Annotated in this window: 10 protein-coding genes and 1 pseudogene; 2 read left to right on the top strand and 9 right to left on the bottom strand. The window is 71.1% G+C overall.

What is annotated here, in order from left to right:
- Positions 1 to 23: 23 nt before the first annotated feature.
- The 6 genes and pseudogenes from G6N48_RS20370 to G6N48_RS20395 all read right to left on the bottom strand — a co-directional run bounded on the left by G6N48_RS20370 (position 24) and on the right by G6N48_RS20395 (position 8835).
- Complete coding sequence (locus G6N48_RS20370) at positions 24 to 698, bottom strand: Crp/Fnr family transcriptional regulator (protein ID WP_085270828.1); 675 nt, start codon at positions 696 to 698, stop codon at positions 24 to 26.
- A pseudogene (locus tag G6N48_RS20375) lies at positions 695 to 1030 on the bottom strand (FHA domain-containing protein); the annotation flags it as partial. The pseudogene G6N48_RS20375 and the gene G6N48_RS20370, both read right to left, overlap by 4 nt.
- A gap of 85 nt (positions 1031 to 1115) precedes the next feature.
- Entirely contained in the window at positions 1116 to 1583 is a 468-nt protein-coding gene (locus G6N48_RS20380) for a hypothetical protein (protein ID WP_085270830.1), read from the bottom strand.
- 128 nt (positions 1584 to 1711) lie between these two features.
- The gene (locus G6N48_RS20385; protein WP_085270831.1) at positions 1712 to 2209 is read right to left on the bottom strand and encodes a hypothetical protein; all 498 of its coding nucleotides are present in this window, start codon (positions 2207 to 2209) and stop codon (positions 1712 to 1714) included.
- Between the two features lie 75 nt (positions 2210 to 2284).
- On the bottom strand, positions 2285 to 5524 hold the full coding sequence (locus G6N48_RS20390) for an arabinosyltransferase domain-containing protein (protein ID WP_085270832.1): 3240 nt from the start codon (positions 5522 to 5524) through the stop codon (positions 2285 to 2287).
- The gene (locus G6N48_RS20395) at positions 5521 to 8835 is read right to left on the bottom strand and encodes an arabinosyltransferase domain-containing protein (RefSeq protein ID WP_085270833.1); all 3315 of its coding nucleotides are present in this window, start codon (positions 8833 to 8835) and stop codon (positions 5521 to 5523) included. The genes G6N48_RS20390 and G6N48_RS20395 overlap by 4 nt, the downstream gene beginning before the upstream one ends.
- 142 nt (positions 8836 to 8977) lie before the next feature.
- Here G6N48_RS20395 and G6N48_RS20400 point away from each other — a divergent pair, with 142 nt between their 5' ends.
- Positions 8978 to 10117: a BTAD domain-containing putative transcriptional regulator gene (locus G6N48_RS20400; protein WP_085270834.1), complete on the top strand. Its 1140-nt coding sequence runs from the start codon at positions 8978 to 8980 to the stop codon at positions 10115 to 10117.
- A gap of 3 nt (positions 10118 to 10120) precedes the next feature.
- Here the strand turns inward: G6N48_RS20400 and G6N48_RS20405 are convergent, their stop codons facing one another.
- Entirely contained in the window at positions 10121 to 10738 is a 618-nt protein-coding gene (locus G6N48_RS20405) for a maleylpyruvate isomerase family mycothiol-dependent enzyme (protein ID WP_085270835.1), read from the bottom strand.
- Between the two features lie 132 nt (positions 10739 to 10870).
- On the opposite strand from G6N48_RS20405, the gene G6N48_RS20410 reads away from it, so the two are divergent.
- Positions 10871 to 11101, top strand: coding sequence for a hypothetical protein (locus tag G6N48_RS20410; protein WP_085270836.1), 231 nt, complete (start codon positions 10871 to 10873; stop codon positions 11099 to 11101).
- A 50-nt stretch (positions 11102 to 11151) separates the two neighbouring features.
- Here the strand turns inward: G6N48_RS20410 and G6N48_RS20415 are convergent, their stop codons facing one another.
- On the bottom strand, positions 11152 to 14409 hold the full coding sequence (locus G6N48_RS20415; protein ID WP_085270837.1) for an arabinosyltransferase domain-containing protein: 3258 nt from the start codon (positions 14407 to 14409) through the stop codon (positions 11152 to 11154).
- Positions 14410 to 14416: 7 nt separating this feature from the next.
- A complete protein-coding gene (locus G6N48_RS20420) occupies positions 14417 to 16327 on the bottom strand; it encodes a galactan 5-O-arabinofuranosyltransferase (protein WP_085270838.1) in 1911 nt (636 codons plus the stop codon).
- Between the last annotated feature and the right edge of the window lie 20 nt (positions 16328 to 16347).

Raw genomic sequence — 16347 nt, forward strand, 5'->3', positions numbered from 1 at the left:
ACCGTGGCGCGGCGGGCCCGCCCTCATGCGGTGGCGCGCAGCGGCCGTCGCCGCCGGCTCAGCTGCTCGGAGCTGCCGGCGGAGCTTCGGCGGGTCAGTTCCCCGGCGTCGAGGAGGACGACGCTGCGTCCGTCCACCCGGATCCATCCGTGCGCCGCGAATTCGCGCAGGGCCTTGTTGATCGATGCGCGGTCGGCGCCGACGAGCTGGGCAAGCTCGTCCTGGCTCAGGTGGTGGCTGACGCGCAGCGCCTGGCAGTCGGGGCCCTCGGGCGTTCCGAAGCGACGGCCCAGCTCCAGCAGGCGGCCGGCGACGCGTCCGGTCACGTCGCCGAAGAGCAGCCCGACCCGCTCCTCGTCGGTGTCGCGCAGCCGCCGGGCCAGTACTTGCAACAGCTGCTCGGCGAGCGCCGGCTGCTCGGTGAGCCGGGTGCGTAGCGTGGCACGGTCCAACCATCTGGCGCGCACGTCGGTGATCGCCGTCGCGCTGCAGCTGCGCGGGCCCTGGTCGAGCACCGCCAGCTCGCCGAAGATCTCCGCCGGGCCCAGAATCGCGCGCATGCTCGTGCGGCCGCCCGCGCCGCGAAGGGTGATCTTGACCATTCCCTGGTCGATGACGAACACGCGGTCCCCCGGGTCGCCTTCGGCGAAGATCTCCTCCCCCGCGGCGAATTCGACGTGGTTGCGCTCCCCGATCATCGGGCGTTTTCGCCGCTGCCGGCGCGCGCGGCCGGACCGGTGAGAAACACCAGACGGAAGTTTCCGATCTGGATCTCGTCGCCGTCGGTCAGGGCGGCCGAGTCGACGGGTTCGCGGTTGACGTAGGTGCTGTTCAGGCTGCCGAGGTCGACGACGCGGAATTCGCCTTGTTCGCGCCGGAATTCGGCGTGCCGGCGGCTGACGGTGATGTCGTCGAGGAAGATGTCGCTGGCGGGGTGCCGTCCGGCCGACATGACGGGGTAGTCGAGCGCGAACAGCGATCCGGCGTTGGGGCCGCGCTTGACCACCAGCATGGCCGAGCCGCACGCGAGCGTTGCCATGTCCTCCACCGCGGCGTCGACGGCCACCGTCGCGTCGTCGAGCATGGGCTGCCGTGCCGTGGTCACCATCGCCCGATCACGCGGCCTGAGGGAGATCCGTTGTGGCGCCGGCCTTGTGCGCCGTCGGATGTCCGCGCGTCGGCGCCCAGCCGACGTAGGTCAGGTACAGGCCCACCAGGGCCAGGGCGATGCAGATGCCGGCCCACCAGCCGTGCGCGCCGATCATGCTGTTGGCCATCGAGATGAAGGCCCTGGGGAAGGCCACGAGCAGCAGCCCGCGCAGCACGATCAGCCAGCCCAGCAGGGAAACGGTGATGGCCGCGGCGCCCCGCCAAACCTGGTGGGCGGCGACGATGAAGAGCCCGATCAGCAAGATGAAGGCGCCGGTGACGAACGTCCACATCGAGTTCGCCTCGAACTGTGACAGCAGCGCCTGCATGTCCGAGGCGCGGGCCACCGCCGTCACGTCGACGATCACCAGGAAAGGCCCGAGCGCGCGAGAAAGGATGCGTGTTCGGATGGCTGACTGCTGCGTCGCGTCCATGGGTGGGCCTCCGTCCTTGCGTCGTTGCAGCTGTCTGTATCGGACCATTCGACGCAAGCGCCCAGATAGGGGCAGAAGTCCCGTCTTGTGCGGGTCTCGGTTCCCGCCGCCGGGCGCGAAAGGGGTGCTTATACGGGCGCCACGAACTCCGACGTGTAGAACTCGCCCGGATTCTGCGAATGCGGGTTCGGCTGCTCGACGATCACCCACACGCCGGTTGTTCCCGGCCGAAGGGTGTCCGAGACGGTCGCCGTCGCGCTGCCCGTGGCGTCGGTGTCCAGCCCGGTGAAGGCGGTACCCGGATCGCCGGGGCCGCAGGTGGCGGCGGCCGGACGCGGCTCCTGGATGAGCCCGACGTCGAAGTGGGTGCCCGGCTCGGGCTCGTCGACCACGTGTACCTGGGCCACCACCCTGGACCCGGCCCTGCGCACCACCGCCGTGCCCGTGCCGAGCGCGGGGTGCGGCACCATCGGCGCGAAGCTCACCAGGCTGAAGTCACAACGCCGCAGCTTGGCGTCCAGAACGACCGTCGTGCCGCCCTCGGCGGTCGCGGTGCCGGCCTGGAAACCCGCAACGAGCGCCACCGTGATCGCGGCGGACCCGCCAAGGCGTGTCACAGCGTGCATGGCCCCCCCTCACGTCATTGTGAGCCAGTTCACACCGGGGGAGTTGACCGAAATTCGGTCCGGTCAAACCACGGATTACGGCTTGATGCGGATCGGCCCGGGCGACCACCAACCGGTCCGGACGGCCGTGCCCAGCTCGAGCTGCGCGGGCTGGGCGTCGGCGATGGTGTCGAATTTCCGCAACGATCCCCAGTCCCGCCCCCAGTCGTGGGAGAGGTACGTCGACATCACGTGTGCCCGCAGCAGCAGGTCGGTGATGCCCAGCAGCCCGCCGTTGACACCGTCCTCCCAGGTGTCGGTGTCCTGCTTCTTGGCGTTGTAGTCCGGGGTGATGCGGAACTTCGGGATCTCGGTGACGCCGTTGACGTGCAGCATCGGATGCTGGCACGGGAATGCCAGCCCGACGGCCCAGTCCATCAGCACCGGCTGGGACGACCCGACGTATTCCTGCACCGAGCGCAGTTCGGGGACCCGCGGCGGGGTCACCGCGATCCAGTCGTCGGGCGTCAGCGACAGGTCCTCGGCCACCAACCGGACCGCGACGGCATCCGCGGGCATCTGGGACCGGGCGTAGCGCAGGTTGCGCCACGCCTTGGGCTGGTCGCCGTTGAGGTCGTAGGGGACCAGCCGGCCGGCGGGCACCAGGGTGCCGCCGGGGCCGGGCATGGCGTACTCGAGCACGACGGTCTGGCCTTCGGTGTGGTGGTGCAACACGCTGTTGCCGGTGATCGTGCCCGCGGCGGTGACGACCACCAGCGGATGGCCGGGGTCCGGCTTCGGCAACTGGTACCACGCCGAGGTGAGCCTGCTCTGCTGTTGCGCGCCGGTGGTGTAGCTGCCGGCCACCGGAACCTTGTCGGGATTCAGGCCGTAGGGCAGCGGCACGGTCGAGCCGTTGATGCCCGGCTTGGCCAGCTTGAGCGGGGCGTCCCAGTCGTAGTCGGTGCCGGGTTGCGGCACCGCGGTCTCCTTGACCGACTCGGCCAGGGTGCGCTCAGGCACGCCGTCGGGCGTGAACCCGGTCGGGTTGACACCCCCCAGCGCGCCCAACGGCCCGTAATTGCCGGGGAAGGGCGGCATGAAGCCCGCGTTGCTGTCCGGCTCGACCAGGACGTCGTCTGCCAGCCCGCAGCCTCCGCTGAACTCCCGCAGGTTGTCCCAGGCGTTGGAGTAGGTGGGGTACTGCCGAACGATGCCGGCCACCATCGACGCCACGAACACCAGCACCATGAATCCGGCCGCCAGCGGGACGGGTGCCGCCGTCAGCGCCCGCGCCAGCCGCCCTTCGCCGTGCTCCCGCGACGCGAAGTGCAGGTACGCCGCGTACAGCGCGACGACCACGAACAGCGCGAAAAAGATTGTGCTGATCGTGATTCCGCCGACCTTCGGCATGCTGCTGTTGAAGGGGACGCCGTAGCTGGACACGTACCACCAGCCGTTGGTGGTGGCGAAACAGAGCGCCAGCACGAACAACACTGCCGCCAGGAAAGCCATCCGGTTGCGCGACCAGCGCAGCACCTCGTGCGACACGAGCACCGTGGTCAGGGCCGCCATCGCCGCGCCGACCGCGGCGAACAGCCCGAAGTGGTGCACCCACTTGGTGGGGGTGAACATCAGGAAGAACATGGTGCCGAAGATGACGCCCATCAGCCGCCACGCCGGCCCGCGCGCCACACCGCGAACCCGCTTGCGCCGCAACATGATGAACATCGAGGTGAACAGGCACAGGGCCGTGATCAGGAAGCCGAACCGGCGCGACGCCGAACCGTCGACGGTGGGCAGGATCAGATAGTAGTAGCGCAGGTTCTCGGTGTACCACGCCTGGCTGGGCCCGATGTCGGTGCGAATCCTGGTGGCCTCCAACACCGTCGACAGCGTCTGGTCGGCGAACACCACGGTGAGGACGACGAATCCGGCCGCGAGCATGGGGGCCACCAGCGGCCACGTCCCGACCAGGCGGTGGCGTCGCACCAGGATGCGCAGGATCGGGCGGCCGCCGGCGACCAGTGCCGCCACCGCGATCAGCCCGGTGGGCTGGATGCCGAGGGTGAACGCGGCGGCGATCACCGCCAGCGCCGCGGGTGTGAGCCGGCTGTAACGCATGGAGCGTTCGATCAGCACGTAGGTGATCAGCGAGCCGACGGCGATCTGGCCCTCCGGGCGCAGGCCGTTGTCGAACGGCATCCAGGCGGCCAGCAGCACCAGGCCCGCCGCCCAGTTCGCGGCCCTGCTGCCGGCCACCGCGGGCCCCAGGCGGGGCAGCACCTCACGGGACAGGAGCAGCCAGCACACCAGCCCGGCGACCAGGTCCGGCAGCCGCATCCACAGGCTGGCGTCGCTGACCTTGGTCATGAGCGCCAGCAGGTTGTAGTACCAGCCGAACGGGTCCTCGGGGCTGCCGAACCAGCGGAAGTAGTTCGACATGTAGCCGGCGGGACCGGCGACCCGGGCCATGCCCAGGATGTAGCCGTCGTCCGACGAGTTCGCGCCGATCACATGCCACAGCAGGAAGCCGAAGATGACCGTGGCGTCGGCCAGCGTGAACCTGCGCCAGTTCGCGGGAATGAGCCGGCGCATCCGGTGGCCGTCCAGCTGGTCGAGACGCCACAGCGCGACCAGCGAGACGATGGTGGAGACGATCGCCAGCACCATCGCGACCAATTTCAGCGTCGTCGGGGTGGTGGAGAACCGGGTGTCGATGGTCGCCGAGAACCGCAGCCCCGGCGGGGCCGGGCCGGTCAGGTCCGTGAACACCCCGACGATCTGCGGGCGCAGGTTGGGATCGGGGAAGCCGCCACGGACCGGCTTGCCCGCCGCATCGGTCAGCCCGACGAAGCTGGCGTAGGCGCCGGCCTGGGTGGAGGTGATCTCGATGCTGGAGCAGCCGGGGGCGCCCGCGCCCCCGACCGCCTGATCGCGCGGCACGCTGGCGATCACCACGTTGCGGTCGGTGACGTCGACGCGCTTGCTGTTGGCGACGACGAACAGGCCGTTCAGCGCCGCGTCCTTGCCCTTCTTGGGCGCCGTGCTCAGCACGACCCCGCCCTCGGGGGGCAGGGAGCGCAGCACCGAACACGGCACGCTCACCGCCACGTCGACCGGTGTCAACGAGATCAGCGGCGCGGTCACGCTGTTCAGCTGGCCGTTTTGCGGCCAGTTCAGCGTCGCGGTGGTCTGCACGACGGGCAGCAGCGGCGTCGCGACCGACAGCACGAATCCGATCAGGCCGGCGATCGTCGCGACCCAGCGGGTCACGCGCACGTCTTGGCGCGGGGTCGTCTTGCCGCCGGGGCTGTGCACCGTGGTGAGGGTCATGGCAGGGCCCGAATCGGTCCCTGCCGGCTCCAGCCGGGGACTGTGATCACACCCTGTTCTATAGCGGCGACCGGTGCGTCGGTGTCCGGAACCAACGGGTAATACCGTTCGACCGATCCCCAGTCGCGATGCCAGTCACCACGCAGGTACGTCGCGACCGTCGAGGTGCGCAGCATCGCCTGCGTGATCAGGAACGGGCCGCCGGCCTCGCTGGCCTCCCACCCGTTGGACGACGCGGCCGTCTGTTTGTGGTCGGGCAGGATGCGGTATCGCGGCAGCTGGGCGACGCCAAGGTGCATGGCGAACGGCTGCTGGCACGGGAAGTTCGCGGCGGTCGCGATGTCCATCAGCACGGGGGTGTGCGACCCCATCAGTTGCTGCAGGGTCTGCAGCACCGGGACGCGTGGGGGGGTGAACGCGAACCACTGCTCGGAACTCAGGTTCGGGTCGTAGGCGACGATGCGTGCCACATTGGCCTCCGGGGGCGCCCAGCTCAGCGGGATCCGCAGATTGCGCCAGGCGGGTTCCGGACCGATGTCGATCGGATACACCTCGGCGAGCGCCTGGGTGGTGCCGTCGGGCCGGGCGACTCCCCACTGCAGTTTCAGCTGCTGCCCGTAGGTGAAGGTGCCGTCCTCCTTGTAGGACCAGATGGCGCCGGTGGCCGAGACCACCACCAGCGGCCGGTCCGGGCTGCGGGGCGGCAGCTGGTACCACGCCGAGGTCGCCGTGGCCGCCAGCGAGTTCTCGCCGTAGCTGCCCATCACGGGGGTGCGCGCCGGGTCGAGGCCGAACGGCAGCGCCGCGTGCGAACCGTTCACCCCGACGGGGCCCTTGCCGCCGGCGGTGCCGGCGGAGTCGGTCATCGAGGCGTTGGGCTTGTTGGGTGACGCGTCGGAGTTCACCACCCCGGGTTTGGTCACCACCGGGTAGGACCTCAGGTCGTCGCCCACGCCGTCGGGCTTGAAACCCACGGGGTTGATCCCCCCGAGCGGGCCGTCGGGGCCGAAGGACTGTCCCGGCGCCGGCGCCAGCATGCCGGCGTTGGGGTCCGGCTCGGTGAGCACGTCGTCGGCCATGGCGCAGCTGTTGGGTGAGAGCCCGGTGGCGAGGGCGGCCAAGTTGGCCTTCGCGGTGGTGTAGAGCGGGTAGCGGAACACGGCGCCCTTCGCCAGCGACCCCACCTCGCCGAGCACCATGATCGTCGCGAACACCAGCAGCGGGGTCGAGGCCAGGACGCGGTTGCGCCGGCTGTCCTTGACCTCGGTGTGGCCGGCGTAATCCATGCGGAAGTGCTGCCAGGCGGCCAGCAGCCCGGTCAGGATCGACAGCGTCAGGAACATCGAGGTCACCGGGTGGCTGGCGATGACGGGCTGGATGTCGTACCACGGCACGCCGTAGTTGCCGACGTAGAACCAGCCGTTGACCCCGGAGGTGGCCCACGCCAGCACGAACAGCAGCGCGGTGACGTACAGGGTCAGGTTGCGGCGGTTGTGCAGGCCGATCCGGGCGCAGGCGAACGCGGTGACCGCGCCCAGCGCACCGGCCAGCCCGGCGAAGGCGCCGAACTGCACCGCCCACTTCGTGGGTGTGAACGTCAGCAGCAACAGCCCCAGCGCGGTGGTGCCGAGCAACCGCCAGGCCGGGCCGCTGGCCAGCCCGGGGACCCGGCCGCGGCGTAGCAGGATGACCAGCATCCCGAACAGGCACAACAACAGCACCAGCACGGCGAATCGGCGCGCCATCGACCCGTCGGGGTTGGACTCCACGGTCAGGAAGTAGTAGCGCAGCCAGTCCTGATACCAGGCGATGGTGGGCCCGACCTTGTACTTGATGCGCCACGATTCGGCGACCGTGGCCAGCGTCTGGCTGCGGAACACCACGACGGTGATCAGCGAGAACGACGCCGCGAGCACGGCCAGGGGCGCCAGCAGCCCGTCGGTGGCGCGCCGGCGCCGGATTGTCTGGGCGACCGTGCGCGCGCCGGTGAGCAGCGCGGCGACGGCGATCAGGCCCTGCGGCGCCAGCGTCGCGGTCAGCAACGCCACGACGACGCCCACCGCGGCGGGGGCCAGGCGGCCCAGCGCGATCGCGCGCTCCACCAGCACCCAGGTGAGCACCACCCCGAGCGCGATCAACGGCTCGGGCCGCAGGCCATTGTTGAACGGCAGCCAGGCCGCGAGGAAGACCGCGCCGGCGGTGAACACTGCCACCCGGTTGGCCGCCAGACCTCCCCTACCGGGCCCGAGCCGTCGCAGCATCCAGTGGCCGACGATCAACCAGCACCCGATCCCGGCCAGCGTGGCCGGCAGCCGCATCCACACCCCGGCGGTGCTCACCGCCGCCATCTTGGCCAGCACCCCGAGGTACCAGTCGAACGGGGCGTCCGTCGTGCCGAAGTAGCGGTAGTAGTCGGGGATGTAGCCGGCCTGGCCGGCCACGCGGGCGATGGTCAGGTTGTAGCCGTCGTCCGACGAGGTGGCGCCGATCACGTGCCAGATGAGCAGCGTGGCGACGACGCCGGCGTCGGCGAGCCAGATCGCGGCTCCGGCGCGCCGGTGCGGCGCGGGCCGGTAGCGCGCGAGCCTGGCTATGGGGGACCGCCAGCTGATCAGCGCTTCGCCGCCGCGGCTGCGGCGGTCCAGCACCGCCAGGGCGGCGATGGCCGTCAGAACGGCCAGCGCGCCGGCGGCCATCAGGATCGCTTTGAGGGCGGTGGGAGCGGTGATGAACCGGGTGTCGATGTCGATCCGGGCCGACAACCCCGGCTGGGCGGGCACTTTCAGGTCGGTGAAGATGCCGGTGACCTGCGGCTTCTTGTCCGACGAGAGGACGCCGGAGGCGCCGGGTATGCCGGCGAACTCGGCGCCCGCCGCGCCGGCGTCCGCCCACGCGTGCAGCACGGCGCAGCCCCCGGCGGCGACGGCCGACCGTTGCGCCACCGCCGCGACGGAATCGCGAAAGGCGACTACGACCGTGTCCCGGTCGGCGCGCACGAAGAGCCCGTTCTTGCCGGCGTCCACGCCGCCGGCCGGCAGGGTCGACACCACCAGGCCGCCCCCGGGGGGCAGGGTGGCGATCGCCGAGCACGGAATGGAGATGTCGAGTGCCCTCGGCGCCCCGGACACCAGCGGGGCGGTGATCTGCGTGACGTGCCCGTCGCTGGTGCCCTGCGGCCACAGCACGGTCGCCGTGGTCTGCTTCACCGGCAGCAGCGGGACCAGCGCGCACAGCAGCAGGCCCACGAGCCCGGCGGTGGCGGCGACCAACCGCGGGATCCGCTGCGATCGCTCATCACCGTCGTGGGGCACGAGGCTCGATCGTAGGGGAAGCCGCTGTGCCGGCCGAGGACGCGGGGCCGCTCCGGGGCCCGGCGTCTCCGGGGGCGCCCTGTCGCAGCCGACGCGCCCTCAAGGCGGGCCCGTGCGCTTCCGTGCGGTCAAAATAGGGTCTGTGCACAACGTAGGCCTCGGGTTCGGCGTACTGGGACCGTTGCTGCTGAGCTCCAACGGCGTCCCGATCCCGTTGGGTGCCCCCAAGCAGCGGGCCGTGCTCGCGATGCTCCTGATCAACCGCAATCGGCCGGTGTCCGTCGACTCGCTCATCCACGCGGTGTGGGACGACGATCCGGTGCCCGCCGCGCGGACCAGCATCCAGTCCTACGTGTCGACGCTGCGCCGGCTGCTCCGCGACGCGGTGGCCAACCCGTACGCGGTGCTGGCGAGCGCGCCCCCGGGTTATCAGCTCAACGTGGCCGACGCCGACTGCGACCTGGGGCGGTTTCGGCTCGAGAGGGACGCGGGTGTCCGGGCCGCCGCCGCGGGGCGGTTCGCGGAGGCCGGCCGCCGGCTGTCGGCCGCGCTCGGCGAATGGCGCGGGCCTGCGCTCGACGACCTGCGGGACTTTCCCTTCGCCGGCGCCTTCGCCACCACCCTGCTCGAGGAGCGGGTGGCAGCGCATACCGCTCGCGCCGAGGCCGAAATCGCTTGCGGGCGAGCGGATTCGGTGATCGGTGAGCTCGAAGCGCTCACCGCGCAGCACCCGTACCGCGAGCCGCTGTGGGCGCAGCTGATCACCGCCTACTACGTCACCGAGCGCCAGTCCGACGCGCTGGGCGCCTACCGGCGGTTGAAGACCGCGCTGGCAGAGGGACTGGGCATCGACCCCGGCCCGACGGTCAACGCGCTGCACCAGCGGATCCTGCGCCAGGAACCGCTGGGCGCCCGGCGCCCCGGGCGCACCGTGGTGACCACCCACAAGCAGAGCGTCGTCCGGTCCGAACCGCTGCCGGCCATCGAGCCCGTGGTCGCCCGCCTGCGCGACAGGGCGGGCCGCCAGTACCGGCTCAACGGGGTCACCACCCGGATCGGCCGGCTGGACGACAACGACATCGTCCTCGACGACGACGACGTCAGTCGCCATCACGCGATGGTCGTCGACACCGGCTCGGGGTTTTTGATCACCGATCTGCGTTCGACCAACGGGGTCGAGGTCGGGGGCCGCCGCATCCGCCCGAGCGCGACGCTGACCCACGGGGACCGCATCCGGATCGGCAGCTCCCACTTCATCTTCGAAGAGGTCCGCCCCGGCTGAGCGTTACCGGACCAGCCGAGCGGCCAGCGTGGGCAGACCCGGTCCCGTGAGGTCCGCGAGCGCCGCGGGGCGGCCCGACATCGCCATCAGCAGCGCCTCGCCCGGCCCACTGACCTCCGCGCCCCGCCCGTGCTGCCAGTCGACGTCGGTGGCGTTCAGCCGCAAGCCCCGGATCCGGCGTCCGGCGCCGAGCCGGGGGTTTCCGGGCACCAGGGCGAGCACCCGGGTGAGCCGGTCGGCGGGCACGGTGCGGGGGCGGTCCAGCGAGCGGCGGATGTCCTGGTGGTGGATCGTGCCGTCGACCAACGCGATCATCCCGCCGAAGCCCGCGGTCAACCCCTTCGGCGTGAGGTGGTCGTTGAGGAAGGCCAGGAGCTGTTGTGGGCTGCGCGCGGCGAATTCGGCGACGCCCACCTCGTTGGCCCGCACCACCCAGCCCTTCGCGAACCGCGTGACCAGCCCGGCCGCGCCGAGCTCTTCGTAGCTGATCACATGTGCGACAACGTCTTTGACGGTCCACCTGGTGCACAGCGTGGGCGCCGCCCAGTCCTGCGGCGACAGGTCCGCGAGGAACTCCGCGAGGTCTGCCCGCTCGGCACGGGCCATGGTCATCATGTCCATCGCAACCGCCTTCGGTGCACCGCAAGAAATTCGCAAGAATTTCTCCACCATCTGACAAGCCGGGTGTCGCAACCTGGGTTCGTCGGGCACCGGGCCCGACTCCTGGAAAGATACTCTCAGATAGGAATAGCCATGAGCGCCAACAACGCAAAGCCCGCCAAGGTCTCCAAGCTGCGCATCGCCGCCGGGGTGGTCGTGGGAACCGTCGGCCTCTCGCTCGCCGGGGCGCTGGTGCCGGCGGTCGCCTCCGCCGACCCGTACGTCCCGTTCAGCGGGCCGCTGCACCCGATCCGCCACTACGCCGCCGACGCCCTGCACCCGATCTACACCATCACGCACCCCATCCGCTCCATCATCCCGTGACGCGGGGGGCCTCCGTGACGCGGCGGTACTCGGTGCCGACGCGGCGATACTCAGTGCCGTAGCGGCGCGGGGTTCCACAGCCCGCTGCGCGTCACCGTTCCCAGCTGCAGAAGGGCGGGCCGGGCGTCGGGGTAGTAGGGGGTCAGCCGCTGCAGCGAGCCCCAGTCCTGCGACCAGTCGTCCTTGAGGTAGGTCGCCACCGTCGTCGCCTTCAGCAGCAGTTCGGTGACGCCCAGCGGGCCGCCGCCGTTGTTGTCCATCACCGGTGAGTTGGCCTCGGCGCCAAAGCGATCCGGCAGGATTCGCCACTTCGGGGTTTCGTCGACGCCGTTCTGGTGGCCGAACGGGCGCTGGCAGGGGAACGCGAGCCCGACGAGCCAGTCCAGGAAAACCGGGTCCTTGGAGCCCACCACGTCCTGCAGCGTGCGCAGGTGCGGGATGCGCGGCGGGGTGAGCGCGATCCAGTGCTGCGGCGCCAGGTCCTCGTCGTCGGCGACGAGGCGGACCTGGGTGGCCGCGGCGGGGATCGCCGACATGGCCAGCCGCAGGTTGCGCCACGCCGGTGACGCCCCGACGTCGGCGAACTCGAACGACCCACCGGGGTGCCCGACGGCGGCCTGGTCGTCGGTGGCCCACTGCACCTGCACCTCGCGTGGGTCGAAGCGGCCGGCGGCGCTGACCACCAGCAGGGGCCCGGCCTGACTGCGCGGCGGCAGCCGATACCAGCCCGACCGCAGCCGGGCGGGCACCTGGACGCCGGCCCGCCAACTGCCCAGCACCGGCGTTCTGGCCGGGTCCAGGTTGTAGGGCAACTGCGCTCGCGAACCGTTGATGCCCGGTGCGGCGACCGTGCCGCCCTCGGTCCCGGCCTGGTTGGTGGTGGTCTTGTCGTTGTCGTTGACGAAACTCTGGTCGCCCGGGCGTTCCATCACCGGGTCGGCGCGGACGTCGGCGGGAATGCCGTTGGGGGTCCAGCCTTCTGCCAGCCCCGCGCCCAGGGCGTCACCGACGGACCCGGTCACCGGGGCCAGCATGCCGGCGTTCGGGTCCTGTTCGACCAGCACGTCCTCGGCCAGCCCGCACGACTTGCCCATCAGGGCCTGCAGGTTCGACCGGCCCACCGACCACGCCGGGTACTGGTAGGTCATCGCGAGCGTCAGCGAGGCCACCTCGAAGGTCACCAGCAGCCACGCCGCGATCGCCAGCGGCGCCGCGACGATCCCGTCGAACCCGGGCCGCCCCCGGGTCGGGGAGGAGTCGGTCGCGACGAAGTGGAACCAGGCCGCCAGCACCAGCACCAGCACCGTCAGGCCGAGCAGCATGGTGGCGAACGCGTAGTGCCACTTGGGAAACGAATTGGACCATGGCACACCGAAATTGGAGACATACCACCAGCCGTTGACGCTGGCGAAAGACAGTGCCATCAAAAACAGCACCACGGCGGCGAACACCGTGCGGTTGCGGCGTGAGCGCATCGCCCGGGCCGCCACCGCCACGGCGGCCAGCGCGCCCAGCGAGCCGGCCAGTCCGGCGAACACCCCGAAGTGGTGCGTCCACTTCGTCGGGGTGAACATCATGGCCAGAAACGAGATGATCGTGATGCCGATGATCCGCAGGCTCGGCCCGGCGGCCGTTCCGGGTATGCGCCCCTTGCGCAGCGACATGGCCACCGATATCCCGAGCGCCAGCAGCAGCGCGAGCACGGCGAACCGCCGGGCGACCGAGCCGTCCGGGCTGGCCATGAACAGCCGCTCGTAGCGGATGTGCTCGTCGAACCAGCTCAGGCTGGGCCCCACCGAGCGCTTGAGGGCGGTGGCCTGGAGCTCGCCCGCCAGGGTCTGGTCGCGGAAGATCAAGATCACGGTCACGGTGGCGGCAGCGAGGATCGGGGCCAGCAGCGGCAGCGCGCCGAACTGCTTGGACCTGCGGTGCATGATGGTCCGCAGCGGCCCGATCGCGACCAGCAGCGCGCCGATCGACGCGATGCCCGTCGGGCCGGAGAACAGGGTCAGCGCGCCGATGATGCAGGCCATCGCCACGGGAAGCAGCCTGCTGGTGGCCACCGCTCGCTCGACCGAGCACCAGGTCAGCAGGATGCCCAGCGCGATGATCGGCTCGGGCCGCAGCCCGTTGTTCAGCGGCAGCCAGACGGCAAGGAACATGCCCGCCGCCGTCCAGGCGGCCGCCCGGTTGGTCTTGACGGCGTGACCGAGCCGGGGGATGACCTCGCGGCTGATCACCCACCAGCAGGTCAGGGCCATCACCAGGGTGGGCAGCCGCATCCAGATGCTGGCGGTGCTGACGTGGGCCCACAACGCCAGCAGGTCGTAGTACCAGCCGAACGGCGCCTCGGGGGTGCCGAACCAGCGGTAGTAGTTGGCCATGTAGCCGGCGTGCTCGGACACCCGGGCCATGGTCAGGATGTAGCCGTCGTCGGAGGTGTTGGCGCCGACGAACTGCCACCACACCAGCACCGCGATCACCAGCGCGTCGAGGCCGCCGATCGACCACCAGCGCGACGGCAGGAAGCGCCGGTGCCGCAGGCCGTCGGCGCGGTCGAGCACGTGCAGGGCGATCAGCGCGACGGCGGTCAGCGCCACCCCGAGGATCATCGCCGCGAGTTTCAGCGGGGTGGGGCTGCTGCTGTAGCGGGTGTCGACGGTCGCCGAGAAGCTCAGGCCCGGGGGCGCCGGGCCGGACAGGTCGGTGAAGACGCCGACGATCTGCGGCCGGAAGTCATAGCCGCTGCGCTCGCCGCGCAGCGGTGCGCCCGGATGCTCGGCGTTAGGTCCCTGCGTGAGGCCGACGAACTCGGCGGCGACCTTGTCGGCGTGCGCGGTGAAGGTCAGCCGCTGGCAGGCCGGGCTGAGCACCTGGCTCAGCGGGGCGGTGACCACCGGGACGTTGCGCACCACGAGCACCAGCTCGTCGTTGGCGCGCGAGACGAGCAGCCCGCGGTCGACGGCCTTGGGCGCCTGCTTGGGCACGGTCGACAGCAGCACTGTCTTGGACGCGTTCTGTGGGCCGGCCAGTCCGGCGGCGGCCTGGCACGGGATCGTGATGTTGAGCTCGGTGGCGACGTAACCGATCAGCGGCGCCTCGACGCTGCCGTAGGCGCCGTTCTGCGGCCAGTTCAGCTCAGCGGTGGTCTGTTTGACCGGCAGCAACGGCGTGGCGATCGCCAGCAGCGCCCCCAGCAGACCGGCGACGGTGGCCACCAGCCGGGCGATCCGGTGGTCGGCTCCCGTGTCGTTCACGGGGGTTGATGGTAGTTCTTCGGCCCGCTGGGGCGCGGTTTCGGTGGCCATCGGGCGTTCACGCCCCCGGCTTGCGGATGGCCAGCACGAACGGCCCGACCGTCGAGACGGCAAAACGCGGGTCGTCGAACAGCGACGACCTCAGGTCGACGGTGTAGCGACGGACGTTGGGCTGGTTGGGGTAGACGTCCTCGGCCAGCCGCAGCGTGTAGGTGTCGTTCGCGCCCCGGCGCATGAGGAACACCGTCGGCGGCGGCCAGGGGCAGGCGTCCAGCGCGCGGATCAACTCGTCGGCGGTCTTGAGCGTGGACCATTTGTTGATCTGGGCGGCCCGCAGGTCGAACTGGGCCAGCGGGTTGGCATAGTGCGAGGTCAGCCCCTGGAATCCCCAGTAGGGGTAGTAGGACAGGAAGCTGTAGTCGGCCGTCATCACCACCGTCTGGTCGCGTGGCCGGCCCGTGACGTGCAGGATCGCGGCGTCGATCTCGCGGTAGAACTTCTCCGAGCTCGGCGGGCGCCGGTCGCCGCGCTGGCCGTAGCCGTCGGTGTCGGTGTAGGCGATCGTGAGGTCCGGCCGCAGCACGTCGGGAATGTCCTGGCTGAACGCGATGGCGGCGGCCAGCCCGACCGCGGCCGCCACCGGCATCGCCGCCCGGCTCCGTTGGGCCAGGACCCGGGTGCCCTCGATGAAGCCGAACGCCCCGGCGGCGACCAGCAGCACGGTCAGGGTGGGCTGCAGCCGGAACGACAACAGCGTGGTGCGCGCCAGCGTGGTCAGCATCGACAGCAGCGACCACAGGTAGACGGCGAGCACGCCGATCCCCAGGCCGCCCGCGCGCACCGAGGTGCGGGCCCGTACCAGCAGCCAGAGCGTGCCGAGCAGGCAGACGGCGCCCAGCAGGGAGAACTGCAGCATCGGGAAGGTCAGCTCGGCGCCGTCGGCGGGCAGGTAGTGCTGGGCGCTGCCGGCGTCGCTGACGGGGCTGTGCGCGGCGCGCAGCAGGAAGGGCAACCACGTGGTGCTGGCGATCGCCGCCGCGATGACGGCGATCACCGCCAGCCTTCGCAGCGGGTCGAACGCGGCCCTGAAGCCGTCCTGCCGCCAGTGCGCAGCGGCCTGGACCAGCGCCATCAGCACGACGGTGAACGCGCTGAACGCCACCAGCAGCGTGTACCAGGTGGCCGCGAAGCCCAGGAACAGCCCGGTGCCCACGACGGCCGCCCACCCGCGCCCGGGCCGCGCGAGCCCTGACCGCCCGAGTGTGCGGCCAGCTTCACACTCGCGCCCGAGTGTGCGGCCAGCTTCACACTCGCCGGCCCGCAGGCCCGACCAGGCGAGCACCAGCACCGGCGGCAGCAGCACCGTGATCATCGCGGCGTAGGGCTCGGGTGAGCTGTAGGCCAGCGTGGCCGCGGCGGTGGCGGTGGTGACGATCAGCGCATATTCGAAACGGATCATCCGCCACCACAGCACCAGCGCGACCGCGACGGCGATGGTGATCGAGGTGATCGCCCACGGCTTGCAGATCTCCCAGGCCGGCGCGCCGGTCAGCGCCGCCGCGCGCCCGCCGATCCAGAACCAGCCCGGCGGGTAGAACGGCGGCAGCCCGAGGTAGGTCATGTCGTGCAGGGCGGGGCTGTCGGCGAGCCGGGTCAGGTACTCGGTGCGGAACTGCTGGTCGACCGAGATGCCGAACAGGTACAGCCGGGTGGCCCCCAGCGGCATGCCCAGCGTGACGACCGTGAAGGCGGAGACGAACACCAGCCCGCCCAGCCGGGCCAGCGGCCGGTAGCGCTCGCGGCGCCCGGCCCAGCCGACGGCGGCCAGTCCGCCCAGGCAGCCGACCTGCCCGACGGTGGTCAGCGCGTGCAACTGGTTCGACGACGGGAAGGCGGGCCACTGCACCCGCGAGATGGCGATCAGGGAGACCACGGCGACCGCGGCGGCCACGGCGACCGCCGCGGCCATCTGGCCCAGGGTGGCCAGCG

It is taken from the genome of Mycobacterium parmense (genome assembly GCF_010730575.1).
GTDB lineage: Bacteria > Actinomycetota > Actinomycetes > Mycobacteriales > Mycobacteriaceae > Mycobacterium > Mycobacterium parmense.

Bases quoted from the DNA above. Each gene is read 5' to 3' on its own strand.
- G6N48_RS20370 (WP_085270828.1), bottom strand. From the start codon at position 698: ATGATCGGGGAGCGCAACCACGTCGAATTCGCCGCGGGGGAGGAGATC.
- G6N48_RS20380 (WP_085270830.1), bottom strand. From the start codon at position 1,583: ATGGACGCGACGCAGCAGTCAGCCATCCGAACACGCATCCTTTCTCGC.
- G6N48_RS20385 (WP_085270831.1), bottom strand. From the start codon at position 2,209: ATGCACGCTGTGACACGCCTTGGCGGGTCCGCCGCGATCACGGTGGCG.
- G6N48_RS20390 (WP_085270832.1), bottom strand. From the start codon at position 5,524: ATGACCCTCACCACGGTGCACAGCCCCGGCGGCAAGACGACCCCGCGC.
- G6N48_RS20405 (WP_085270835.1), bottom strand. From the start codon at position 10,738: ATGGACATGATGACCATGGCCCGTGCCGAGCGGGCAGACCTCGCGGAG.
- G6N48_RS20410 (WP_085270836.1), top strand. From the start codon at position 10,871: ATGAGCGCCAACAACGCAAAGCCCGCCAAGGTCTCCAAGCTGCGCATC.
- G6N48_RS20415 (WP_085270837.1), bottom strand. From the start codon at position 14,409: ATGGCCACCGAAACCGCGCCCCAGCGGGCCGAAGAACTACCATCAACC.
- G6N48_RS20420 (WP_085270838.1), bottom strand. From the start codon at position 16,327: ATGGCCGCGGCGGTCGCCGTGGCCGCCGCGGTCGCCGTGGTCTCCCTG.